The 24,220-nt window shown below is 49.5% G+C and carries 22 protein-coding genes; 12 read left to right on the top strand and 10 right to left on the bottom strand.

Going from position 1 to position 24,220, the window contains the following annotated elements; all coding sequences use genetic code 11:
* The first annotated feature begins 78 nt into the window (after positions 1 to 78).
* The gene (locus tag DCMF_RS10585) at positions 79 to 1,065 is read left to right on the top strand and encodes a DMT family transporter (RefSeq protein ID WP_148134403.1); all 987 of its coding nucleotides are present in this window, start codon (positions 79 to 81) and stop codon (positions 1,063 to 1,065) included.
* 101 nt (positions 1,066 to 1,166) lie between these two features.
* Here DCMF_RS10585 and DCMF_RS10575 read toward each other — a convergent pair whose 3' ends face one another.
* The 4 genes from DCMF_RS10575 to sfsA form a co-directional block, all read right to left on the bottom strand.
* Positions 1,167 to 2,261, bottom strand: coding sequence for a GerAB/ArcD/ProY family transporter (locus DCMF_RS10575; RefSeq protein WP_214659258.1), 1,095 nt, complete (start codon positions 2,259 to 2,261; stop codon positions 1,167 to 1,169).
* A 27-nt stretch (positions 2,262 to 2,288) separates the two neighbouring features.
* Entirely contained in the window at positions 2,289 to 3,506 is a 1,218-nt protein-coding gene (locus DCMF_RS10570; RefSeq protein WP_148134400.1) for a Ger(x)C family spore germination protein, read from the bottom strand.
* Entirely contained in the window at positions 3,503 to 5,059 is a 1,557-nt protein-coding gene (locus DCMF_RS10565; RefSeq protein WP_214659257.1) for a spore germination protein, read from the bottom strand. Before DCMF_RS10565 ends, DCMF_RS10570 begins: the two co-directional genes overlap by 4 nt.
* A 784-nt stretch (positions 5,060 to 5,843) precedes the next feature.
* Positions 5,844 to 6,548, bottom strand: coding sequence for a DNA/RNA nuclease SfsA (sfsA, locus tag DCMF_RS10560; RefSeq protein WP_148134398.1), 705 nt, complete (start codon positions 6,546 to 6,548; stop codon positions 5,844 to 5,846).
* A gap of 181 nt (positions 6,549 to 6,729) precedes the next feature.
* Between sfsA and DCMF_RS10555 the strand changes: the two genes are divergently transcribed.
* From DCMF_RS10555 to DCMF_RS10545, 3 genes are all read left to right on the top strand, one after another.
* Positions 6,730 to 7,263: a TDE2712 family protein gene (locus tag DCMF_RS10555; protein ID WP_148134397.1), complete on the top strand. Its 534-nt coding sequence runs from the start codon at positions 6,730 to 6,732 to the stop codon at positions 7,261 to 7,263.
* A gap of 38 nt (positions 7,264 to 7,301) precedes the next feature.
* The gene (locus DCMF_RS10550; protein WP_148134396.1) at positions 7,302 to 7,574 is read left to right on the top strand and encodes a hypothetical protein; all 273 of its coding nucleotides are present in this window, start codon (positions 7,302 to 7,304) and stop codon (positions 7,572 to 7,574) included.
* A gap of 187 nt (positions 7,575 to 7,761) precedes the next feature.
* The gene (locus DCMF_RS10545; protein WP_148134395.1) at positions 7,762 to 8,592 is read left to right on the top strand and encodes a L,D-transpeptidase family protein; all 831 of its coding nucleotides are present in this window, start codon (positions 7,762 to 7,764) and stop codon (positions 8,590 to 8,592) included.
* A gap of 81 nt (positions 8,593 to 8,673) precedes the next feature.
* On the opposite strand, the gene DCMF_RS10540 is transcribed toward DCMF_RS10545, so the two are convergent.
* The 3 genes from DCMF_RS10540 to DCMF_RS10530 form a co-directional block, all read right to left on the bottom strand.
* On the bottom strand, positions 8,674 to 9,486 hold the full coding sequence (locus DCMF_RS10540; RefSeq protein WP_148134394.1) for an aminotransferase class IV: 813 nt from the start codon (positions 9,484 to 9,486) through the stop codon (positions 8,674 to 8,676).
* On the bottom strand, positions 9,470 to 10,879 hold the full coding sequence (gene pabB / locus DCMF_RS10535; RefSeq protein WP_148134393.1) for an aminodeoxychorismate synthase component I: 1,410 nt from the start codon (positions 10,877 to 10,879) through the stop codon (positions 9,470 to 9,472). Before pabB ends, DCMF_RS10540 begins: the two co-directional genes overlap by 17 nt.
* A 73-nt stretch (positions 10,880 to 10,952) precedes the next feature.
* On the bottom strand, positions 10,953 to 11,444 hold the full coding sequence (locus DCMF_RS10530) for an anthranilate synthase component II (RefSeq protein ID WP_472297460.1): 492 nt from the start codon (positions 11,442 to 11,444) through the stop codon (positions 10,953 to 10,955).
* Positions 11,445 to 11,752: 308 nt separating this feature from the next.
* Here DCMF_RS10530 and DCMF_RS10525 point away from each other — a divergent pair, with 308 nt between their 5' ends.
* Positions 11,753 to 13,078, top strand: coding sequence for an ATP-binding protein (locus DCMF_RS10525; protein ID WP_148134392.1), 1,326 nt, complete (start codon positions 11,753 to 11,755; stop codon positions 13,076 to 13,078).
* Between the two features lie 99 nt (positions 13,079 to 13,177).
* Here the strand turns inward: DCMF_RS10525 and DCMF_RS10520 are convergent, their stop codons facing one another.
* Both DCMF_RS10520 and DCMF_RS10515 read right to left on the bottom strand, forming a co-directional pair.
* Positions 13,178 to 13,942 carry a polysaccharide deacetylase family protein gene (locus tag DCMF_RS10520; RefSeq protein ID WP_214659256.1) on the bottom strand — a complete coding sequence of 255 codons (765 nt, stop codon included), beginning with the start codon at positions 13,940 to 13,942 and terminating at the stop codon, positions 13,178 to 13,180.
* Between the two features lie 215 nt (positions 13,943 to 14,157).
* Positions 14,158 to 15,225, bottom strand: a complete 1,068-nt coding sequence (locus tag DCMF_RS10515) for a glycosyl hydrolase family 18 protein (protein ID WP_148134390.1) — start codon at positions 15,223 to 15,225, stop codon at positions 14,158 to 14,160.
* A 396-nt stretch (positions 15,226 to 15,621) separates the two neighbouring features.
* Between DCMF_RS10515 and DCMF_RS10510 the strand changes: the two genes are divergently transcribed.
* Together DCMF_RS10510 and DCMF_RS10505 are read left to right on the top strand one after the other, a co-directional pair.
* Complete coding sequence (locus tag DCMF_RS10510) at positions 15,622 to 16,515, top strand: VanW family protein (RefSeq protein ID WP_148134389.1); 894 nt, start codon at positions 15,622 to 15,624, stop codon at positions 16,513 to 16,515.
* 162 nt (positions 16,516 to 16,677) lie between these two features.
* Positions 16,678 to 17,160, top strand: a complete 483-nt coding sequence (locus DCMF_RS10505) for a YhcN/YlaJ family sporulation lipoprotein (protein WP_148134388.1) — start codon at positions 16,678 to 16,680, stop codon at positions 17,158 to 17,160.
* Positions 17,161 to 17,231: 71 nt separating this feature from the next.
* On the opposite strand, the gene tyrS is transcribed toward DCMF_RS10505, so the two are convergent.
* Positions 17,232 to 18,461, bottom strand: coding sequence for a tyrosine--tRNA ligase (tyrS, locus tag DCMF_RS10500; RefSeq protein WP_148137836.1), 1,230 nt, complete (start codon positions 18,459 to 18,461; stop codon positions 17,232 to 17,234).
* 472 nt (positions 18,462 to 18,933) lie between these two features.
* Here tyrS and DCMF_RS10495 point away from each other — a divergent pair, with 472 nt between their 5' ends.
* The 5 genes from DCMF_RS10495 to DCMF_RS10475 are packed head-to-tail and all read left to right on the top strand — an operon-like array spanning position 18,934 to position 24,219.
* Entirely contained in the window at positions 18,934 to 19,686 is a 753-nt protein-coding gene (locus tag DCMF_RS10495) for an ABC transporter ATP-binding protein (RefSeq protein WP_236860240.1), read from the top strand.
* Positions 19,683 to 21,455: an efflux RND transporter periplasmic adaptor subunit gene (locus tag DCMF_RS10490; protein WP_148134386.1), complete on the top strand. Its 1,773-nt coding sequence runs from the start codon at positions 19,683 to 19,685 to the stop codon at positions 21,453 to 21,455. Before DCMF_RS10495 ends, DCMF_RS10490 begins: the two co-directional genes overlap by 4 nt.
* A 17-nt stretch (positions 21,456 to 21,472) precedes the next feature.
* Positions 21,473 to 22,801, top strand: a complete 1,329-nt coding sequence (locus DCMF_RS10485; protein ID WP_148134385.1) for an ABC transporter permease — start codon at positions 21,473 to 21,475, stop codon at positions 22,799 to 22,801.
* Positions 22,802 to 22,848: 47 nt separating this feature from the next.
* A complete protein-coding gene (locus DCMF_RS10480) occupies positions 22,849 to 23,796 on the top strand; it encodes an aldo/keto reductase (protein WP_148134384.1) in 948 nt (315 codons plus the stop codon).
* Positions 23,797 to 23,820: 24 nt separating this feature from the next.
* Positions 23,821 to 24,219: a VOC family protein gene (locus tag DCMF_RS10475; protein ID WP_148134383.1), complete on the top strand. Its 399-nt coding sequence runs from the start codon at positions 23,821 to 23,823 to the stop codon at positions 24,217 to 24,219.
* Position 24,220: the final 1 nt, after the last annotated feature.

Raw genomic sequence — 24,220 nt, 5'->3', positions numbered from 1 at the left:
GCAGGAATGCGGCAATTTATGTAGAAAAAAAGAAAAATGATAAGCCAGTAGTTCTATGTTGCATCAAGGGGACAGGGAATGAACCGGGAAGTCAGGTCTGGCGATTTTTTATTGCTGATCATTACAGCAATTCTTTGGGGGATTAGTTTTCTTTTTATTAAAGTGGCGGTAGCATCTTTACCTCCCTGTACGCTGGTAGGACTCAGGCTATTTTTGGCGTCCCTGTTTTTGTTGTGTTATGTATACGGGACAGGAAGCAAGATGCCGAAACCGGGGCGGGCATGGCTTCCCTTTTTGATTTTAGGTGTCACCAATTGTACGGCCCCCTACCTCTTAATAGCCTGGGGGGAGATTTATATTGACAGCGGCTTGGCGGCAATTCTAGGTGCGACTATGCCTTTATTCACCATCCTGTTCGGCCACTTTGTGGCCCGGAGCGAACGCATGACGGGGACCAAATTAGCCGGTTTGGGCGTAGGATTGATTGGTGTGATCCTGTTAATTGGCCCTGATGCGGTAAATGGATTGGGGGTACATATCTGGGCTCAGATGGCCATGGTCCTGGCCTCAGCCTGTTATGCCTCGGCTGCCGTATACGGAAGTATGTTGAAGGGAATGAAAGCTTCGGTAGTCACCGCCGGACAGGTTGTGGCGGGCCTCCTCACCATCCTTCCTTTTATGCTGGCAGAAGCGCCATGGACTTTGCGTCCCAGCGGGTTGTCCCTGCTGGCCGTGTTGGGACTGGCCCTATTCGGCACGGCCATTCCTTATGTGATGTATTTTCATTTGCTCACTGCAGTCGGTGCTACCAATACTTCTTTAGTGACCTATCTCATTCCCATGGTAGGTGTGATGGCCGGGGTCTTCTTCTTAAATGAACAAGTGAGCATGCTGTCGATCCTTTCTCTCTTCCTTATTTTAGGCGGGGTCGCCGGCGTGAGCGGAATTTGTCCGTTAAAGCCTCTAAAAAAGGAAAGTATCGATCAAATGATTGATGATCAGGGACACATAGGGAAGCTTTACACCCCAAAAAATGAGCAGGCTGAGGACGAAACCAAGGGATAAAAGAAATATAAATCCGGCCAGTTCCTTCCACCACCGGTTTTTAAGCAGGTCCGGGATCTCTATGAAAGCGACCATGAGAAAGGCTAAGAGCAATAAAAGAATCATCTTTCTCTCCCTTTCCGGGGTAATCCGCGTAAAAAGGCCATGATCAGCGTCAACAGAGGAATGCCCAACTGGAAAGGCAGGGCGTAAATGGGATAATACTTCTGGGCAAATTCCACCATTTGAGGTGTGTTCTGGTAGTCTAATATCTCCAATAGAATCATGAGGATGCCCAGGGGAAAGACCAAGGGTCTGTGAGATCGAAAACGAAATAATTGAGCTGTGCCCAGTGCGCTTCCATAAAGCAGCACAGAAATTTTCAAGAAGCCCATGGTAAGAAAATTGATGGCCACGATAATATCTACCCGGTTCAGCGTGTTGCCAATGTTAATATTCCGCGCCGCTTCGAAGGAAGGATAAAGAAAGGCTTCCGCCGTGGCTCCAAGGACACCGGTATTGAAGATGACAATGAGGATCAGAAATAGAGTGGCAAAGATAAATGCTTTCAGTACCAGGGTAAAAGGCTTGGCCCCCTTTTCCAAAGCCTGCAGCAGCATCAGGAAGGCCACGGTTTCTGCGAAAGGGAAAGTTGCCGCTCCGTGGGCTGCCCAAAAAAGTTTTTTCCCCGGTACTTCCATGACCGGGGCCAGGTTTTGCAGGTTGATTTTATTGATCAACATCATGGTTGAGAAAATGATCAATACCGTGGTGAGGGGGACGAAGATTTGGGCACAGCGGGTAAGGGTTTCCGCCCCTTTTTTTACCGCAGAGACACAGACCAGCATGATCGGGAGGATCAAAGCCAATTTGGGCGTCTCCGGCATGATTAAGGCAAAAAAGCGGCTAAAATTGTTTAAGACCAGGGAGCCCAGGTGAAAAAGATACCAGATGAACAAGGCTGAAAGGATGTTTCCCAGCACAGGACCGTACACGCTGCGGCAGATTTCGACCAGAGTTTGTCCCTGAAAGCGGGAGGAGAGCAGGACAAAAGCAGTGGCGATGAGCAGTCCTTCTCCCATGCCAAGGAGAACCGCGATCCAGGCGTCATGGCCTGCTCCTCCTCCCGGATTTAGAATGAGGGTGGAGCCGTACAGAAAACCTACCATCAATACGGCCAGGGCATTTGGGGATAATTTGGTTTCCGGTGGGATCATATTTCTACCAGCTTTCCCGTACATAAATTATCTTGTCTGATAAAAAGGCTGAATAACCATGCCAATCTCACTGAGGGTGGTTTTGACGGAGACCTCTACTTGGATCTGAGGAAAAATTTCGTCCCACCTGGCTTCCCATTCCGGCCATTCCCGGGGGTATTTGCGGTGCACCGCCTCTCCGAACAGAAAGATGTCGGTATTTAGGTCCCGGGCATGCCTCCAGGCGGACAGCACTTCGAAACGTATTTCCTGGGAAATCAATTTTTCGATCGTCCCAATCACGGCGGGCTGGGAAAAATTAACTGTCTCTTGATCTCCCAGGTTTCCTTCGCACGTAATTTTTACCTGCACATGCAAGCGTCCTTTTTGCAGGGTAGGAGTGATCGTACTTTTCGATCGCAAAATTTCAAAGCTTCCTCGTTCTCCCCGGTACTGGAAGGTAATAATTCCTGTCCTTACTTTTCCCAGCACAAACATGGTTCCCCGGGTTTCTTTCGATTCCATTTCTCCCTGATAACGGTCCCCTTTAAATATGGCAATTCCCCGGGTGTGGATAATTTTTGTCTTTTTTCCGTCGATTCCGGTTTCCTCGAAAACTTCTACATGGGTGGCAATGGGGGCGGCGGTTTTGCTTTTGAGCCGGGCTAAAAATTCTTGCAGGTTGATGGACGGCGCTACCCCGTTTTGGGCCGATGTCTGAATGTTTTCGGACAAGGAGAGGGCAGGAACCGGTTCCACGCCCCCTGGAACCTGCATAATTTTCCCCGCCTCTTCGTGACAGACGATGATGGCGATTTCCGGCCGCACTTCATGGTCCCGGGCAAAGAAATCCAGCAGGGGATAAATCCCTTCTTGGGCCGCCTTTTCCCCCACCACCAGCACTTTCATGTGAGCCCAGTACAGCCTGCGGCTGGAATGGGTGACGAAATTCCGCACGGCCTGGAATACCGTATCTCCTGAACTGGCCGCCACCCTTACGGTTTGGCTTTGAGGACCGGGAGTAGGGGAAGAGCCCTTTTCCCCGGAACTTTTCAGCGCGCTGGGATTAATCATTTGCGCCGTGACGATAATCTTTCCCGTCTTTTCCGAACGATCCAATCCTACCCCCGCTACAATAGATAATTGGTCCAGGTCCCGATAATTCCAGCAGCCGGCCAGGAAAAGGGGGAAGAACAACAGGAAAAGGAAAAAATACTTTTTGTGCGCAGAAAAGTGCTTCACCATATTTTTGATTGCCCGCTTCATTTTTTCGCTCCTTGGCGTATTCTCTGTTCCGGCTCGATGCTTTCCGGCCTGCTCTTCATCGCCCACCAGGGTACCCGGAAAAACAAATCTTTCCAATCGTTGATGCTGAAAGGGGCCAGGGGGCTCAAATAGGGGACGCCGAAGGACCGCAAAGAAACCAGATGAATGACCATCTGAATCACGACAATGACAATGCCGAACATGCCAAAGGCTCCCGCGGCCAGGGTCAGGAGGAAGCGCAGGATCGTGGCCGCATCTGCCTGGGGAGTCACGGTAAAAGAAGCAATGGCGGTCAAAGCGACCACAATGACCACCGGGGCGCCGATAAGTCCGGCGGATACGGCAGCCTCGCCGATGACCAGGGCACCGACAATACTTACGGCCTGTCCCATAGACCGGGGAATGCGCACCCCTGCTTCCCGGAGGATTTCAAAGAGAAGTCCCATGCCCAGGAGTTCCACGATAGAGGGGAAGGGGGTTCCTTCACTGGCGGCGGCAACGGTCATTAAAAGAGGAGTAGGAAGCAGTTCCTGATGGAAAGCCACCAGCGCCACATAAATCGCCGGAGAAAAAACGCTGAATAAAAAGCCCAAGAACCTGATAAAACGCAGCAGGCTGGTATAAGGAGACCGTGAATAGTAATCGTCTGCCGTTTGAAAGCTCTCGATGAACAGCATGGGGACGGTTAAGACGATGGGAGTTCCGTCCACAATGATCGCGGCCCGCCCCTCCAAAATTTTTGCCGCTACGGTATCCGGCTTTTCACTGTTGCCTATGCTGGAGAATATCGATAAAGGATTATCTTCAATAAACTCCTCAATGTATCCGGATTCCAAAATGGCGTCCGTATGGATATTTTTCAGGCGTTTTTTTATTTCTTCGACCAGCGTATCCTTGGCGATTCCTTTTATGTATGCAATGGTAATATCTGTCTTGGTCCTTACGCCTAACCGGACGGTGTCAAAAGTGAGGTTGGGGTCCCGGATTTTTCTCCTTAGCAGGGCCGTGTTGGTGCGCATGGTTTCTGTAAAACCTTCTCGGGGGCCCCGCACCACCACCTCGGTTTCCGGTTCCTCAATACCCCGGGCGGGCCAGCCCCGGGTGTCGATGAGAAGAGCCTTTTCGGAACGATCTAAAAGCAAAGCGGTATTTCCCGACAATACCCCGTTCACTAATTCGCTCATTTCTTTTACCGGTTTTATTTCCCCTGCCGTTAAAATTTTGTCCCCAATCTGCGTGACCAGGTTTTTTCTTGCCAACTCTTCATCCGCACCGGTAAGCTGGGCATCAACCATGAGGGGGTGCAGAATATGGTCATTGATCATGGCTTTATCGACCAGACCGTCAATAAAAATAAGTGTTGCCTCTTCTACGCCAATCTTAAAACGCCGGTATGAAATATCGTTGCTGGTTCCTAAAATGTTCTGAATCATGGTCAGGTCGAAAGGCAAATCACCGGTGAGGGGTTTTTCCTCCTTTTTTCCGGATTCACGCTGCTGTTTTTGACCGAGGGTCAACAAGTAATTCAGTTTGCGAAACAGTTTACCGAACACATGCATACCCATCTTTCCCTGATTGCCTGTTCCAACTAGTATGTGTAAATACAGGAAAAATATGAATGGATCAAAGCCCTGACCGCCCGAAAGGCGCACAGAAATAAATTTTTTCCGGTACATAAAAAGCGGATTTCGGGTACATAATAAGGTCGTAAGGGTTCGTAATGGTTGAGCGAAGAGCGTTATAGGGTCCTTTTTCTCAGAGGGCTCTATGATGTTCGACCAAAGATTAATATTGGGTCATCAAAAGTGGCTCAGTATTAGTCGGCGGGCAGACTGTCATTTGTCTTGTCAGGCTGTGCGGTGGTCCGAACGATCATCGTATGGTCAAAAGGGATGAATGGTGGTCGAGCTAAGATCATTAAAGGTTCCGCAGGCTCAAGTAATTGATCTGGGGGTCTCATGCAGTCGAAAGATTGCATTAGGTTCCTAAGGGACTTTTAATGGTCAAGCAAAGGTTGCTGTAGGTTCTGTAATGCTTGTATATAGCCGAAAGGTTGTATGCAGGTATGTAGGAATCTATGGTAGCTGTAGCGAAGATCATTACGGGCTCTTTAATCATTCAATCTGTACCTGGAAAGGAATGACGATAAATGAAAAAACAGAATCATCTCAGGCAGGGTGACGACGACCAGGATATCCCGGATGTTTTGACGGATAACAAAAAGGCGGAAAAAGCGGTGAAGGAAGCGAAACGAAACCGGTTTTGCTAAGCACATAGGCAAGGGAAACACCCTGGATGGCTTGAAGACCTACCCAGGGTGTTTTATTTTTCTTTTTTTTAAATGTTTAGGGAATCTGGGAAGAGCACGTTTATTTTTCCCCCGATGGTGATTTCATCGGGCGTAACAAGGGCGTCATAAGCTAAAATATTGACCCCTTCATCCCGGGCCCTGACCAAAGCCGCGCTGAATTTAGCATCCATGGGCAGGTTAGGCGTAAAAGCGCTCACGCCTTGCATTTGAATTAAGAAGATGATCAATCCCTGATAGCCGTTTTTCACCGCATCCATCATTTCATAAATGTGCTTCGTGCCTCTTGCGGTGGGGGCATCGGGGAAGAGGGCCAGACCCTGGTTTTCCAAAGTGACCCCCTTGACTTCAATAAAACCTTTCGTTCTTAAGGTTTCGAAATACCAGTCAAAACGAGAATGACCGTAGGTGACCTCTTTTTTGAGTACAGATACCTTTGGCAATTCCTTGATCTTGTTTTGGACGATTCCTTCCCCAACTACCGTGTTGGGCGCCTGGGAATCAATGTTGATCAGGGTGTCCTTTTTATATACCCCGATCAGGGAATATTTTGTTTTCCGGTGAGGGTTCTCTGCTTGCTCTAATATCACAGCTGCCTTCGGTTGCAGTAGTTCTAAACAGCGTCCGGTATTTTTCACATGAACAATTTCTTCCTGCCCGTCTACCATCACATGGGCAATAAACCGGTTCGGCCGTTTGAGAAAGGTAGCGTGTTTGATGCGGTGATAATGCATTTTTTTCTTCCTTCCGGCTCCTTTTTTCGCATATTCTATTATAAACGTAAAAATAGGTGTCAGGGAAAGAAAATAAAATAATTTCTTGCCGGTAAAAAGGATTTTAGGATCAATTGAAGAATCCTACTGAAGAGCCGATAAAATACACTATGTTTTTCAAGGGAAAAGGAGGGGATTCTTCATGGGTGACAGAATAAAAATTAATTTAGAGGCTGTAGAAGCCATGTTATACTATTGGCATGCCCTGAAAGATAGAGAAAAGGTGGCGGAAAAGTTTATCTATGACATTGCCGAAATGCCGGGGCTCACGGATGCTTATGACGACGAATTTAACGGCGAGTCTGTGCGCCGGGCTTTAAGCGCGATCAAAAACCGGGAGGTATTTTCCGCCCAAAGCAAAAAGGAAGCCCGTTTTTGGAACAACAACCTGTGGATGATGGAGGATTTATCCTATACGGACGCCATGGTCCAGCCCCTAAAAAAATTAAATCTGGATGCTTTGGAAAATAAAATCCGGGAAAAGTTAAATCAGGCCCAATGTGAAGAAATTCAGGTGGTATTTGCCCCGCTGCATTTTGATGATTACGCGGTGAAAGGAAATAAGCTGATCATTAATTTTTTCCGGGTTAAACCGGAAAATGATACTGCCTTTATAGGGGAAAAAGAATTAGAGCTTTTTATTGAAGAGAAATTGACGGAACTGATCAACCGGTAGAAGGATATCCTTGCCGGGGGTTAAAGGAGTACATGCCTATGGATCCGACAGAATTAAATAAGCTTATTTTAGACTTGTTGGAAAGAGATTGCTATAAAGCGACCGATCATCTGGTCGAGGAATTGCGCGTGGAGTACCCCCAACAATACCGGCAGGTGATGGAGGCTTTCTGTAAGGAATATGATTTAAGCGGGTGCGGGGCTGAAATGAGCCCTATCACCGTGCTCAACGTCTCTCTAAATGCCTTGCTGAAAGAGCAAAAAATCGAAAAGAAAAGGGAAAACGGCATCAGCATGTGGCGCCTTCTTTAACCAAATAAAGTAAATTCGCAAATTGGGTAAATTCGGGGACGGTTCTTGAATTGAATGGAATTCAATTCAAGAACCGTCCCCGAATTTACCCAATTTACGAACCGTCCCTGAATTTACTTCTAATCCGATATTTTTCGCATAAGATTTAGGGGATGAGGAGACCGGTAATGATGGGGGGGATTAACGAATGGTTTATGCAAGCCGTTATTTGCGTTTGATGAGTCCTTTTATGATGGGACCGGATGTAAATGCCGTACAGAATAGGCTGAAAGAACTTGGTTATTATCAGGGTGCTGTAGACGGGATATTTGCCCCTGCTACAGAAGAAGCTGTAAGAGCATTTCAAGCTCAGGCCGGGCTTGAGGCTGACGGTGTGGTGGGCCCGGCCACCTGGGATGCGCTGGGGATGGGGGAGATTCCTCCCGCCCGGGGCAACAAAAGGATTAGCATTGATGTACAGAAAAAGATTCTCAACCTGAGTGAAAACAACCGGCTAGTGAAAACATATCCGGTAGCGGTAGGGAAGCCGGAAACGCCTACCCCAACGGGGAACTGGACGATTATCGAAAAACAAGTTGATCCGGGAGGCCCCTTCGGAGCCCGGTGGATGAGACTATCGGTGCCCTGGGGCGGTTACGGTATTCATGGTACGGATAATCCCAGTTCTATTGGCAAGGCTGCCAGCCATGGCTGTGTGAGAATGTATAATGAGGATGTGATTGACCTTTTCAACCGGGTAGAAATCGGTACGCCGGTACGCATCACAGGCAGAGTAGACTTAGGCCGGATACTGGGCCTGGGAGATAGTGGAGATGATGTGATTCAAGTACAGAACCAGCTGGCGGTATTAGGCTATTACGGGGGTGATATTGACGGTGTATACGGGTCTCAAACCCAGGACGCAGTGAGAGCATTCCAGCAGGATCAGGGCCTGGATCCGGACGGGATCGTAGGGCCGTTAACCTATGACCGGATGCAGCAGGTCTATGATATGGCGCTGGGTGCCCGGCAGCCGTAAAAAACAGCTCATAGCGGAATAGTTATCCATGGAATCAGGTCGTCTAAAAAGACGGCTTTTTTGTTGTGCAGGATCATTATTTTACGCCATCTGTTGCCGCAATTCCCGATATGCCATAGAAAGGTGCCGCGTAACCGGCCCCGGCTTTCCGGACCCCACCGGCTTGTTCTCTATGCAGACTAAAGGCATAACCTCCATGAGGGAGTTGGTTAAGAAAAGTTCGTCCCCCGCCCGGAGTTCTCCGGCAGGCACTTCCCGAACTTCTGTCTTGATGTGGTTTTTCTCCGCTAAGTCCAACACCACTTCTCTGGTAATGCCGGGCAAAATTCCTGAGGCTGCACAAGGCGTAACCAGAACCCGGTTCTTTACCAGGAAAATATTACTTGCCGTCCCCTCTGCCAGATTTCCTTTGGAATTGACCAGGAGCGCTTCCTGAAAGCCTAAGGATAAGGCCTTCTGTTTGAGGAGGATGTTTTCCAGATAATTAAAGGTTTTCAAGGTTACCAGGGGGGAAGTCTCGTTTCGGTAAACGGGGGATACCATGGCATGAATGCCGGTTTCAGACAAATCCTTACCGTAAGGAACCTGGGGGGAACTGGTGATCCAGGTATTTTTTGCGGTACAGTATAGTCTTAAAACACCTTCTTCCACGCTGTTTTGACAAATTAAATCATTTGCGGCAGCGGTGAGCCGGCTTTCCCCAAAGACCGGCTTGAAACCAAGGGTTTTGGCCGACAGATGCATGCGGGCGATATGACGGGCGAGCAGGAACGGCTTGCCTTGGTACACGCGCAGGGTTTCAAACAGGCCGTTCCCGTACCGGATGCCTTCTTCCTGGATGGGAAGGGCGGCCTCATTTTCCGGGATGAGGTTCCCGTTAAGCCAAACTTTCATCTTTTTTTCCTCCGGACAATCCTAAAGATTGGAACAATGCTTTTGCCTTATCCAATGTTTCCTGGTATTCGGCGGGCGGATCAGAATCGGCGGTGATCCCTCCGCCTACTTGAATATGGGCCATGCCGTCCTTAATGATAAATGTGCGGATGACAATGTTAAGATCGCAGGCACCGTTAAAGCCGATATAGCCGATGGACCCCGTATAAATGCCCCGTTTTACCGGCTCCAGTTCCTCAATGATTTCCATAGCCCGGATTTTTGGCGCACCGGTAATGGAGCCTCCAGGAAAAGAATGTTTGATCACATCGAAAATGGTCATACCCGGTTTTAAATTTCCTTCCACGGTGGACACCAGGTGCCAAACGGTGGCATACTGTTCCAAACGAAAAAGCTCCGGGACTTTCACCGAGCCGGGAATGCACACCCTGCCCAGATCGTTCCTTTCCAGGTCCACAATCATGGTCAGTTCGGCCCGGTCTTTGGCGCTGTTCCACAATTCATCCCTCAGTTGGCGGTCTTCTTCCCCGGTTTTTCCCCGGGGCCGGGTGCCTTTGATGGGCCTCGTTTCCACCTGCCTGTCCTGCACGCGGAGATAACGCTCCGGTGAAGCGGAGACAACGGCAAAAGCCTTCCATTCCAGGAGGGCGGCAAAGGGGGCCGGGTTGATGTGGGCCAATTTCCGGTACAGGTGAAAAGGGGAGCCGGCAAAGGGCAGGGAAAACCTTTGGGTCATATTCACCTGGTAAATGTCCCCTGCCAGGATGTAGTCGATTACTTTCTTTAAGGCCGCGCAATAACTTTCCTGGTCAAAATGGCATTTCATTTCTGCCGGCACGGGAAAAGCAGGCAGTTCTGCTTCCTCCGTCCTGCTCAGAAGCTTCTGAAAATAACGGGCCCTTTTTTCCCTGCGTAACCTTTGTTTTTCTTCAAACAGCTCCGGAAAACCGGAAGAGCAAATGACAAGGGAATTTTTTTCGTGGTCCAGGGCAAAGACGGTATCATAAAAACAGAACATGCAGTCCGGCGTCTTCACATCATCAAGGGTCCGGTCCGGTAAGTTCTCAAACAGCCAGCCGAAGTCATAACTGAAGAATCCCACCGCCCCTCCGGTAAAAGGGGGCAGGTCGGGTGCGGGAGAAAGCTGATATTGGCGGATCAACCCGTCCAAAAGGACTAAAGGATCTCCCTGGTGCGGGGTTCCATTGATGAAACAGGCGCCCTTTTTTACCTCCATAACCAAAAAAGGGTCCGCTGCCACAAAGGAGTATCGGCCGATATCCGGGTGCTTCATGGCACTTTCCAGGAGGACAGGAAAAGGGAGATGCCGGATTTTTTCATAAATATGGGCAGGAGACAGGTTGTGCTCAATTAATACTTTGTGCAGCGGCATAATTTCCTCCTTGTTTGATAAAGTTCCTTAACAGCCGGTGCCCTTCCTGAGTGAGAATGGATTCCGGGTGGAATTACACTCCTTCCGTAGGATAGCAGGTGTGTCTCAGACCCATGATTTCTCCTTCAGCGGACAGGGCGGTGATTTTTAAGTGATGGGGTACCGTATCCCTGTCTACAATTAAAGAATGGTAGCGCCCTACTCTTAAAGGCTGGGGAAGGCGGGAAAAGACCCCTAAACCGTCGTGATGGACGGGGCTTTCTTTTCCGTGCATGGGCCGTTTGGCCCGGACCACTTTTCCCCCAAAAGCCTGCCCGATAGTTTGATGCCCCAGACACACGCCTAATATGGGTATGGTGGGGGCAAAGTGCTTGACCAGATCCAGGCTAATCCCCGCTTCGTTTGGCGTGCACGGTCCGGGAGAGAGAATGAGATGGCTGGGTTTCATTTCTTCAATTTCCCCCAAGCTAATTTTGTCGTTGCGGCATACCACAACCTCTTCTCCCAATTCCAAGAGATACTGATAAAGATTGTATACGAATGAATCATAGTTGTCGATGAGCACGATCAAAACAACCACCTCCATACAAATAAAAAAAGACCAGCACAAAATACCGGTCCTCACCCCATTGCTCCGAGTCGTCTCTTCTCATCTCAGCTCATCTTCATTGGCACTATCTCAGCTCATCCATTTTAGTTTTCAGTTGAAATTATATTCAGTGTAGCATGAAAAAAGGTTCTCTTCAAGCGGCTTTTGACAGATGAGTGCAGCAAATCATACCATTATTCAGGAGTAAGGAAATTTTTTTTATTTTATGCCAAAAAAATTGTATAATACTTTTTAAGAGACAAAGAAGAAAGGGCTTTAACGACATGAGGGAAGATCATACCATCACGAATTCGGCAAAAATTCATACCCATCCGGAAAAATTAATCCTGTATCGGCATATGCGGGAAAACTCTCTGATGAAAAAAGTACAGAACCTGATGGGGGCGGTAAATCAAGAAACGGTTCCATCCGCAACAAGGGAGAGCCTTTTTTTTGAAATATGTGCCGACCTGCTCAAAGAGGCGGAGAAACATCACTGGGAAGATAATTTGTGGCATCATTATTTGACCTTGCTCATCGTACAGGCAGAGAACCCTTTTAGCCGGGCATCCGCCTGGGGGAGGGGAAAAAATATCGGATCCGGCCTGGTACATTTGGCCGTACACGATGTGGGGCTGTTAAAAGAGCTGTTTGATCTGGACTTCCGCTTATTGGGAAGTTGGGTGCCGTCGGATATTGTAGACGTTTTGGAATACTATCCCCGGGGCTTTTCTTCCCCGGGTCCCTCCGGCAACGGTCCTTATGCGGAAAGGGTGGCCGCATTGACCCGGTCTTTTCCCCTTGCTCCGCCGGAAGAATTGGTGCAGGATCTGATGGGTTTTTATGGGGCTTTTGGCTGCGGAGAAATGGGATGGTTCGCTTCCTTCCGCTGGGACCCGGATCAAGGGCTGGTGGGAATACCCTATCCGGATCCGGTAAGATTAGATGATCTGATCGGCTATCAACAACAAAAAACGGTGATTATCCATAATACTGAGGCCTTTATAAAAGGAAACCGGGCCAATAACATTCTGCTGTACGGAGAACGAGGAACGGGTAAATCCAGTACCATTAAAGCCCTGGTAAACGCCTATTATCCGGAGGGACTACGGCTGCTGGAGGTGGATAAGGCTCAATTCCCCCATTTTCTTAAAATCATGCGCTGTGTGCGCGCCTATCCCCAACGTTTTCTCGTCTTTATTGATGACCTTTCTTTTGAAAGAAACGAGACGGAATATAAATACTTAAAATATATTTTAGAGGGTGGTATGGAAACTTTACCGGATAATGTGGTCATTTATGCGACCTCCAATCGCCGGCATTTGGTTCAGGAAACCTGGGATGAGAGAGAAGGGGGAGACGAAGTACGGGCGGCCGATGCCCTGGCGGAAAAACTCTCTCTCTCGGACCGGTTTGGGTTAACAGTGACTTTTACTTCTCCGGACCAGGAAAAATATTTGGAAATCGTCGCCGGTTTGGCAGAAAAAAACGGCATTACGCTGCCCTTGGCCGAGCTAAGAGAAAGGGCTCTCCATTGGGAGCGCTGGCACAACGGACGTTCCGGCAGGACGGCGAAGCAGTTTATCAATAGTCTGTTAGCAGAACAATAAATAAAAGAAAAAGCCCAAAAGGGCTTTTTTTGTTAAGGAACCAAATTTTACAGTTCATCCGATTTCTCCGGGTGCCCTTCCGGGTATCCGGAGGTAAATTTATTCAAAGAAGCTCTTATTGAGGACTTCTTTGGTTTCCCCTTTTTTAAGCAATTCACTTACGGTAATCATTTTAAATCCATCCTTTTTTAGTCCGTCGATCACCGGCTGCAGGGCTTTGATGGTTTGCATCCGGTTTCCCCCGCAATCGTGAAAAATGACGATATCCCCGTTTTCCGCGTTTTTCAGCACCTTTTTGATGATGTTATTGGTTCCCGGATTAGCCCAATCCTTGGTATCCTGCGTCCAGGACCAGAGGATCACTTTATAGCCCTTTTTTTTGGCCAAATCAACGATCGCCTCGTTATAGAATCCGCCCGGAGGGCGAAACAAAGTAGGCGCTACATGGGTCTGTGCCACAATCGCTTGATGGGCTTTTTCTAACTCGACATTTAGTTGATCCATTCTGAGCCGGTTCAGCCGGGGATGGGTATAAGTATGATTGGCAATTTCGTTTCCCTTTTCCACAATCATTTTGGCGATTTCAGGAAAGTCTTCTACTTGTTTTCCCACGGTAAAAAAAGTGCCCTTAATCCCATTTTTTTCTAGAATATCTAAAATCATCGGCGTATATTCGGGATCAGGCCCGTCGTCAAAGGTCAGGGAAATTACTTTTTCCGGAGTGTCTACGGCCCAGACGATACCGCTGAAATCATGTTTTCCTCTTTCCCGGGAAATATGAGCAAAGGCCCCCCCGACAAAGCCTACGGTCATTAGAACAACTAGCACGCCAATTAATGTTCGTTTTGATAAAAGAATGATCATGCAAAAAATCCTCCTTTTTATGGAGCCAATAACCATAGAAGCGTTGTTGATCTAAGGCATAATCACCATAATTATATGGCGCATTCCGCCAATTATGCGTAAAAAAACCCCCAATACCTGTCCGGCAATCCGCTTCTGCTCGGGGGCTGTAAGCCGCACCTGGGTGCAAAGGCGTGCTGTACCTGGTATCTGGGGGTTTATTTACTGGGTCAAAATTATTTCTGGAGCTCTTTTCTTACCTGGTTCCAGTATTCCGCATCCTCAAATCCCATCCGCCAGATTGCAATCCCGTGAATCCCCAGCTCTTTGGCTAAGGCGATCTTTTTTGCGGCACTGTAGCCGTTTTCAAACCAGACTTTATGCTCTGTGCCGTTATCAGCGGTATAAGTAAAGAATGGGGATTGAGAGTCGTCATCCCATTGGATCTTGGCGCCTTTTTCCTGTGCCCTGTCCAGGGCTTCTTTTAAACCGATGTACTCAATGTCACCGGCGGAGGTAGGTACCGGCCAGTCATAGCCGTAAGCGCCGATGCAGACAGCGATCTTATTTTTGGGGATGGATTTTGCGGCAAATTTGATATTTTCTTCCACCCAACCATAGGGGGCCACGGACCCGGGACCGGAGCTGTCGGAATGATTATCGTAGGTCATGATGGTGATTAAATCCGCCTGTCTGCCCAAGGTTTTATAATCGTAAGCGCCGGAAACGTCTTCCGAGACGTTCACTTTGGGAAAAACAGAAATCAGGAGGAGTTTGTTCTGCGCCTTTAATTTCTTGGCCAGTTCCGCGATAAAACTGTTCAGGTGGCCTTTGTATTCTTTGGGCAGCAGTTCAAAGTCAATATTTACGCCCGCATAGTTGTTTTCCGTCACTTTTTTGACGATATTGTTTATCGCCGTGGTTCTGATATCTTGATCCGAGAGCATGGCCAGACTGTCTTTTTCGTTATTAACCAGAGGGATCAGTTTTACTTGCGGGTGTTTATTGACAAAATCCGCTACTTTTTGTTCAAAGCCTATTTTTGAAATCCCTAGGCTTCCGTCTTTCTGGACGGTATACCAGTAGGGGACAAGAATATTAATATCCTTATAGTATTTTTCCAGAGACGGGTAACCGTAAGTTAAGTCGTTCCAGCCTTTTTCATAGAAGCCAAGCACCTCTAGTTTCGGCTTTGCGGTGGGCTGCATTTTTTTAGACGGACTGCATGCCGATGCCACAAAACTCAGGATACAGCAAACCAGCAGGACAGAGGCTAGAAGACCGGATTTAGATTTGGAAAACATATCATCACCCCTTGTAGAATTTCATAATTATGGTAGACCAATGTCCCTTTTTTCGCCCTCTCCCGACAGGTAAGATACTTTATATGCCCCTGCCGTCCAAAGCGAGAGCATCTCCCCAGCAGATTGAGATAGGGGCAAAAACAATTCTCAGCCTAGTTATGTTATCCGGGACAGGTCCTATTCATACCTCTTCGGAGGAGAAAAGATGATCCCGTTCCCGAGAGGCTCCTTATTCACCATGGCATTCCTTGACGGCGTGCTTCCGTGAATAGCAGTAATAAACAGTTGCTTCATTGGTATACTTCGTTAATTTTCCCAATAAAATTCGGGATTATTTTTGAATATTCCAAAATACTAAAAAAACGAAGCCTAATGACTTAATAAGGGAGAGATTCCATGAAAATAACCCGATTATATCAGGCAGTTTCTTTATGTACCTTATTGTGTCTGACCGGGACACTTGTGGCCGGGTGTCAAAGCCCGCAAAAAAAACCGGCGCCTTCACCTCAGAGGACTGGTCAGGTGGAAGAAAAGGGGGGAAGCAAGGAGGCGGGCATGCTCTGGGATGAAGATCCTGCTTTTATCAAGGCGTGCCAAGAGAACGGTACTTTTATCCGTATGGCCAGCTATTCTGCGGTTCTGCCCGACCCCATTCTCCATGAGCGGGACAATATTTCATTAGGGGCCAAATACCTGGCGGGCGCAGTAGTCAAACCGGCCGCGGTTTTTTCCTTAAATGACAGAATTAGCCGGCGCTCCGCTGCGCGGGGATTTCTCCCGGGGCCCATGTATCGTGACGGGCATATTGTTTCTACCATGGGAGGCGGGGTCTGTAAAATTGCTTCGGTCATTTATAATGTGGCAGTTTTGGCCAACCAGCAAATTATTGAGCGATATCCCCACTCCATGACCGTACCCTATGTCCCGCCGGGTCAGGATGCTACCATCTCTTATGGCACCAAAGATTTTAAATTTAAAAATGTTTCGGGAGCGCCCATTCTCGTTTGGGCCCAGAATCGGGGAGGAACCCTTTATATGGCGTTCTATGGCACAAGCAGACCGCCTCAGGTCAAATGGATCCACCAGGTATTGGATAAAACTCCCTTTTGGACGGAGTATCAGAATGATCCCTCCCTTCCTAAGGGTAGTGAAAAGGAGATTTTTTCCGGGTCTCAGGGTATTACCGTTCATTCCTGGGTGGAGGTAACGACGAAGACCCAAAAAATAAAAAAAGACATGGGAATAAGCGCCTATCAGCCGGCGCCCCGTGTTGTGGCCAGAAATAAATAATTGGGAAAGCAGGAAATCCGTTCAGGGTGAAAACCGCAAAAGCCTTTGCCGGACGGCTTCCGTACCGCTGACCCTGCCAATAAATGTTAGACCTGAACCGGGATATTTTTTTCGATACGCCAAATAATAAAAATGAAATCTCAAGGAAAAGAGGTGAAACTGATGAAGAAAAGAAGAGTTTTAGCGCTGGTTTTAAGCCTGTTTTTCATTGTTTCCTTGTTTATCGGCGGTTGTGCACCGGCGAAAAAGCCCGCCCCCACTCCGGCCCCTGTCCCGGCCCCGTCAAAGAAAATGACCACGCCAAGCACCGATAGAACCCGGGCCACAAAAATTGCCCAGGCATGTGACTCTGTATCGGGTGTCAAAAAATCCACGGTGGTGGTGTCCGGCAACACCTGTTATGTAGGACTTGATTTGGCGGCAAACATTGAAAAAAGCAAGACCGACAGGGTGGAAAGAGATTGTCTGGATAAGGCAAAAGCCACTGAACCAAGCATCAAAACGGTTTATGTCACTTCCGATATGGATACGGTGACCAGACTAAAAAAGGTATACCAGGGAGTCGCCCGTGGTACACCGGTTTCAAGCTTTACGAATGAATTAGGGGAAATCGGCCGAAGAATTACCCCGAAGGTGAAGGGTTAAAGCCGAGGAAACTTTGGATGAGCTTAAGGCTGCTGGCTATTTGTCAACAGCCTTTTTCGGCACCGATCTGATTATCCCATAAGACGTATCTGGTGATAGATCTTTTTCCCTTTTCGGATCATCAGTTTTCCCTCATGAAAATCTTTTTCCGAGATGATCTGGGTAAAGTCCTCCACCCGGTTATCCCCCACATAAATTCCTCCCTGTTGGATCAGGCGGCGGCCTTCTCCTTTGGAGCTGATTAAACCGGCTTCGGTGAGCACCGTTAGAATATCCATTCCTCCGGCCAGCCGGGATTTTGTCAATTCGGTGCAGGGAATGTTTTCCGAGTTTTCCCCTCCGCCGAACAGGGCTTTCGCGGCTTGAGCGGCTTTTTGGGCTTCTTCTGCCCCGTGCACCAGTTTGGTGACCTCGAAAGCTAAGATTTCTTTTGCCTTGTTGATTTCCGCCCCTTCTAAAGCGCCTAACCTTCTTACTTCGGTCATGGGAAGAAAGGTCAAGAGGGAGAGGCAGTTTTCCACATCCCGGTCATCTACATTGCGCCAGTACTGGTAAAAGTCATAGGGCGAGGTTTTTTCCCCATCCAGCCAGATCGCCCCGGATTCGGTTTTGCCCATTTTCTTGCCTTCACTGGTGGTGAGCAGCTTAAAGGTTAACCCGTATGCCGCTCCTTCATCCGCTCTCCGGATTAATTCCACTCCGCCCAGGATATTGGACCATTGGTCGTTGCCCCCCAACTGAAGTTTACAGTTGTACCGGCGGTAAAGCTCCAAAAAGTCATAAGACTGCATCAGCATATAGTTGAATTCCAAAAAGGAGAGGCCTTTTTCCAGGCGGTTTTTAAAACACTCGAAAGTAAGCATGCGGTTTACGGAAAAATGCTTGCCAATATCCCGCAAAAATTCAATATAATTTAAATTCAACAGCCAGTCCGCGTTATTCACCATCAATGCTTTGCCTTCGCCAAAATCGATAAAGCGGGAAAACTGCTTCTTAAATGAGGCGGCATTTTTCTGGATCTGCTCCTGGGTGAGCATTTTTCTCATGTCCGTCTTGCCGGACGGGTCGCCCACCATGGCGGTGCCTCCCCCGATAATGGCAATGGGACGGTGGCCGGCTTGCTGCATATGCATCATCACCATCACCTGGATAAAATGTCCCACATGCAGACTGTCCGCCGTGGGGTCGAATCCGATGTAAAAGGTTACGGATTCCTGGCCCAAAAGGGCCCGGATTTCCTCCTCATGGGTAGCCTGTTCCACATATCCTCTTTCCGCCAGAATATCATAAACGCTGGTCACTTTATACACGCTCCTTTTTCCTAAAAAATAAAGGGTTTTCCAGTCCCATAAGGACGAGAAAACCCGTGGTACCACCTTACTTACATCATGATCAATGTCGCTTGGGTCACGATAACGGGTGACAGGCGCTGACAGGGAAACTCCCGAGTGTATTTGGCGTTTTTATGTGCGGCAAACCTTGCACCGGCCGGCTGCTCTCTGACTGTCACCATCAAACGCTACTTTCTCGCTCATCGTTGATCGTATTCAGTTTTTCCGGATACCGGTACCCGGACTCCCAAAGCCCAAAGGGCTTGTCTTTATCATAATGGAGCAACTCGTCTTTTGTCAAGGGAAGAGGCGGGTAGGAAAGTTTTTTAGCAAGAACTGGAACAAAAAATATTTTTCCATCGTCTATTTCTTGTTGGATAACTTTGGTATGATTATATACGACATACGAAAAATGGATAATTCTGCGATTGGGGTGGTTTTTTTGCCGTTATTGGAGTTGCATGATATCACCCGCCAATTCAAAAATGGCAACGTGATTACCGAGGTGCTCAAGGGAATCTCTCTGATGGTGAAAGAGAGGGAATTTGTGTCCATTATGGGGCCGTCCGGATCCGGAAAATCAACCATGCTGAACATTGTCGGCTGTTTGGACAGGCCCAGTTCAGGAACTTACCGGCTGGCTGAAAAGCAAGTGGAAAAGCTCAGTGACGGTAAGCTGGCCGATATCCGGAACAACTTTATCGGCTTTGTCTTTCAGAGTTTTCACCTGCTCCACGATCTGGATGCCCAGGCCAATGTGGAGCTCCCCTTGATCTACCGGGGCATGGGGGCCAAGGAACGCCACCGGCTGGCGGAGGCGGCTCTGGAATCGGTGGGCTTGGCGCACCGGAGACGCCACCGGCCGACCCAGCTTTCCGGAGGGGAACAGCAGCGGGTCGCCATTGCCCGGGCCATTGTGGGGCAGCCGAAGATGATTTTGGCGGATGAACCGACGGGAGCGCTGGATTCCCGCACGGGAGAGAATATTATGGGGATTTTTCAAAAATTGAACCAGGAAATCGGCATGACCATTGTCCAGGTAACCCACGATCGCGCCATTTCCAGTTATGGCCACCGAATTGTCCATTTGAAAGACGGCGAAATTGCCGAAGAAGAAGTACTGGGATTGCCCGAAGAGGAGAGCAGGAGCGCTGCGGATAAGAATGAAACCGGTGAGGAGGCAGAGAACAAATGATCACACGCATTTCTATGATCGTGGTAATTTTAATCGTTGTTTTGGGGGGCGGATATTATGCCTATCAGCAGTTGGTGCCTCCGCCGGATCAAAAGGCCCAAGGGCCGGTCTACTCGACCCAATCGGTGAAAAAGGGCGACTTAGACGTAGGGGTAGAAGCCACCGGACCGTTAAATCCCAACTGGGGCGGCGGGATTCAGGTGCCGGGCGGTTATGGGGACACTTCCGGGATCTCCAGCTACATTATTGATAAAGTCCTGGTGAAGCCGGGGGACTTGGTGAAACAGGGACAGGTTTTGGTCCAATTGCTCGCTCCCGACCTGGATACCAAGCTGGAAACCGCCCGGGAGGATCTGGCCGCGGAAGAAAAATCCCTGGCCAGCCTGATGGGGATCTCTGTGGAGGATATTGACCAGGTTGATCCCGATGCCGGAATCATCTTGAGAGCCCCCATTGACGGCCGGGTGATGGATTTGAATTATAAAGAAGGGGAAGAAGTGCTCCAAGGGCAAATTGTGTCCCGGATTGTGGATGATACCCGGTTTGAAGTGATCGCCAAACTGACCCCGGTGGAGTATAAACAGTTGACGAAAGACCAGGTGGCGGTGCTCAGCTTTTCCGATTTCTTCAATGATTTTATTGCCGCGGAGATTATTGATATTAACCCCAATCCGGTTCCTGAGGCCAGTGCGGAGTTAGACAGCGACCAGGCGCCCAATTCCCAGGTAGAGGATTATGAATTTGTCTACTGGGTTACTTTGGAAGGGAAAAATCCCGGATTGGTGCGGCCGGACATGCATGTGAACATTGGTTTTATCAGCGCGGCGGATGCGAAGAAAAAACCCGTGGATTATACGAATATCAGATGGTTACGCTATACTTCGAAAGTAGACAAATATGTCAATGAGCAGCGGGTGTTAAGCCAGGCCGAGTCTGTGATCACGGAGCTCTTTGTCCATAAGATGGAATCGGTGAAAAAGGGCGATCCCATTGCTTCCCTGGCGGGACAGGATGTCCGGGACACCATTGATGAAAAATTAACCAGTATCCGGAGCAAAAGAGCGGAACTGCACGAGTGGGAAGCCAAAGAGGGGTTCCTGGAGGTCCGGGCGCCCATGGACGGCATTGTGGCTGATTTGAGCCGGCAGGCGGGAGGAACGGCCCAGCCTGGGGAGTGGCTGGGGAGTATTTACCAGGCTTCGGATATGCAGATTTGGACCCAGGTGGATGATGTGGATATTTTGCTGGTCAAACAGGGGGCCCCGGTGGATGTTTCGGTGGATGCTCTTCCCGGCAAGGTATTTGAGGGAAAAGTGGATCAGGTGGCTACCATGGGCAAAGATGAAAACGGGGTGGCCCAGTTTCAGGTATCGATTACGGTGAAAGGGGGGCCGGAGTTAAGGCCCGGCATGCAGGCCAAGGCCTATATTAAAGCGGGCAATGTGAAGAATGCTCTTCTGGTGCCCCTGGAAGCGGTATTCCAGGAAGATGGCCAGAACAAGGTAGAGGTGCTTCAGCCGGACGGAACTCCAAAGGTGGTGCCGGTGGAGCTTGGTTTGATGAACGACAAGATGGCGGAAGTAAAGAAGGGCCTGACGGAAGGGCAAAAGGTGATTACGGGAAGCTCAGCCGATCTATTGCCCAGCCAGAAGATCCAATCGGATAACCTGCTCCCGGGGAAACAGGATAATGGAGAGGACGGCACGGGCGACACGGGAGATACGGGGGGCACGGGCGGCAACAATGGGCAGCAACAAAATGGGAAGTAAAGTGGGGAGGGCTTAAGATGCAGTTCTTGCGGTGGTGGAAGAGTATCCGGGTGCGCTTCTGGTTTTGCGCCCAGATGGCGGGCCATGGCATCCTGGCCAATCCTTTGCGCTCCGCCCTAACCATTTTGGGCGTGAGCATCGGTGTCGCATCGGTGGTAAGCCTGATGGGCATCGGTGAGGGAGCCCGGTTGGCCGTGATGAAGCAGTTTCAGAGCCTGGGCTCCAATGTCATTGTCATTAAAGCCCTGGATCCCAGCGTCGAGTTCGAGCCGGAAGAGGCCCAGGAGCTGGTGGGGCGGGTCAGCGGCCTGCAAATGGCCACGCCCGTCGTCAATGCCAATGTCGTGATGCGCTGGCGCAGAGCCCGGGGCAATATCGACGTGATTGGGGTGAACCATGAGTTTTCCCTGATCCGGGACCACCCCCTCATTGCCGGACATTTTTTTACCGCCCTCCATGTCCAGCAACGGTCTCCTATTGCGGTTTTAGGGTATAATGTGGGACAATATTTATTGGGCGGGCGGGATCCCGTGGGACAGACGATTACCTTGAACGGGCTGACATTTCGTATTGCCGGCGTCTTGAGCCCCAAAGGGGCGGGAAAAGGAGAAGGGATTGACGATAAGATTGTCATCCCTTATACTACGGCTCAAAAGATTGCCCAGCAAAAGACGGTGGGGGAAATCTGGGCAAAAGCCGCTTCGGCGGATGATGCGGATTTAGCCGTGGTGCAGCTGGGCAGAATTTTCCGGCGCCAATTAGGCCTGGACCAGCATGCTCCCACCATCGTCACCCCAGGGACGGGAAATCAGGCGGGGCAGACAGGGACGGTACAAGAGGCACCGGCATCCTCGGAAAAGGCTTCCTCCGACCAGTCCCAACCGCCGGTGCTGTCCCAGGGAAAGGATGCCATCAGCATTACCAGTCTCAATCAACTGGTGCAGGAAGCGGATAAAGCCAACCGGGTGATGACCCTGCTTCTGGGCGGCATTGCCGCCGTATCCCTTTTAGTGGGCGGGCTGGGGATTATGAATATCATGCTGGTTGCCGTAACGGAGCGCACCGGGGAAATTGGCGTGCGCCGGGCCATCGGTGCGAAACAGGGGGATTTGATTGCCCAGTTTCTGGCGGAGGCCCTCTATCTCAGCGGCATTGGCGCCATTGCCGGTGTGGCCGGGGGCATTTGGGGCTTGAACGTCTTCGGCCGTTATGGCTTTGAGACGGCGGTAAGTTTTCAGGCGATCAAAATTTCCTGTTTGGTCGCCTTAGGTTCCGGCCTGTTGTTTGGCGTTTATCCGGCTGTTTCTGCTTCTTTAGTGCCGCCGGTGCAGGCGCTGCGCCGGTAAAGGGTCAAGGAAAATAGGATCAGCGGAAAAAGGAGGAAATAATATCCATGAAAAAGGGTATGTTAGGAAAGACAGGGATAGAAGTTTCCGAACTCTGTTTTGGAATCTTACCCATGGGTCCCCTGCAAGCAAATTTGCCTGTGCCGGAGGGGGCAAAATTAATCCGCTCCGCGGTGGAGCAAGACGTTAATTTTCTGGACACGGCGGAGGCTTACCAAACTTACCCACCCATCCGGGCCGCTTTGGAGGGGTGGGACAAGGAAATCATTATTGCCTCAAAATCGGCGGCCGACACGTATGAAAAGATGGAAAAGGCGGTTTATGATGCTTTAGAGGCCCTGGGCCGGAGTTACATTGATATCTTTCATCTTCATGCAGCCCGGGTGGAGGCATCGGTGTTCGAGGAGAGACAAGGAGCCCTGCAATGTTTAAAGGATTTGAGAAAAAAAGGGTTGGTCCGGGCGGTAGGTATTTCCACACATGCGGTAGAAGCGGTGGAACGGGCGGCTCAGGTGGATGATATTGATGTGGTTTTTCCTATCATTAATCAAACCGGCTTGGGCATCATTGGGGGAAGTGTGACCGACATGTTGTCGGCTATCGCCAAGGTGCATCAGGCGGGTAAAGGCATCTATGCCATGAAGGCGTTGGGGGGAGGGCACTTAATCGGCCAGTTGAAAAGTGCTTTTGATTTTGTGCGGGATATTCCCGGGATTGCTTCCGTTGCCGTGGGCATGGTCAATGCCAAAGAACTTGAGGTGAATCTGAAGCTGTTTAATAATGTGGCCCCGGGAGATTGGCTCGCCGTTGACCACAAAATCAATAAAAAGTTGCTGGTGGCTTCTTTCTGCAAGGGGTGCGGCACCTGTCTAGACGCTTGTCCGAATCAGGCGCTTTCCCTGCACGATGGGAAAGCGGAGGTAAACCATCAGTTGTGCCTTTTATGCGGGTATTGTAACCCGGTATGTCCGGAATTTGCCCTCCGGCTGGTTTGAAAAAAGTGATTAGGGGGTGTTGCTATGCGGGAAATAGCCCACGTGGGATTGACCGTGCAAGATTGTGAGCGCTCCGCCTCTTTTTATGAAAAGGTTCTCGGCTGCCAAATCCTTGACCAATTTCAAGATGCCAGAATAAAAGTGGTATTTTTGAAATCCGGCCAGGGAACCCTGGAATTGATCCAGCATTTAACCGGGCAACCGGAATGGCGCGCTGCCGGAGTGGTCGATCATATTGCCTTTCAAGTGGATGATGTGGAAAAAGAGACGATCCGGTTAAAGGAACTGGGTGTTTCTTTGTTGTCTGATACGCCCCGGGAGGTTTTGGACGGTAAGAAAGTGATCTTTTTCTCCGGGCCTGACGGGGAGCGTTTGGAATTGATCCAGGAGAAAAAGTTAACTGTGCATCAGGAGGAGAAATAAC

It is taken from the genome of Candidatus Formimonas warabiya, assembly GCF_002777255.1.
Taxonomy (GTDB): Bacteria; Bacillota; Dehalobacteriia; order Dehalobacteriales; family Dehalobacteriaceae; genus Formimonas; species Formimonas warabiya.
Note: the sequence above shows the minus strand (reverse complement) of the source record. Positions and strands in the feature narration are given on the sequence as shown.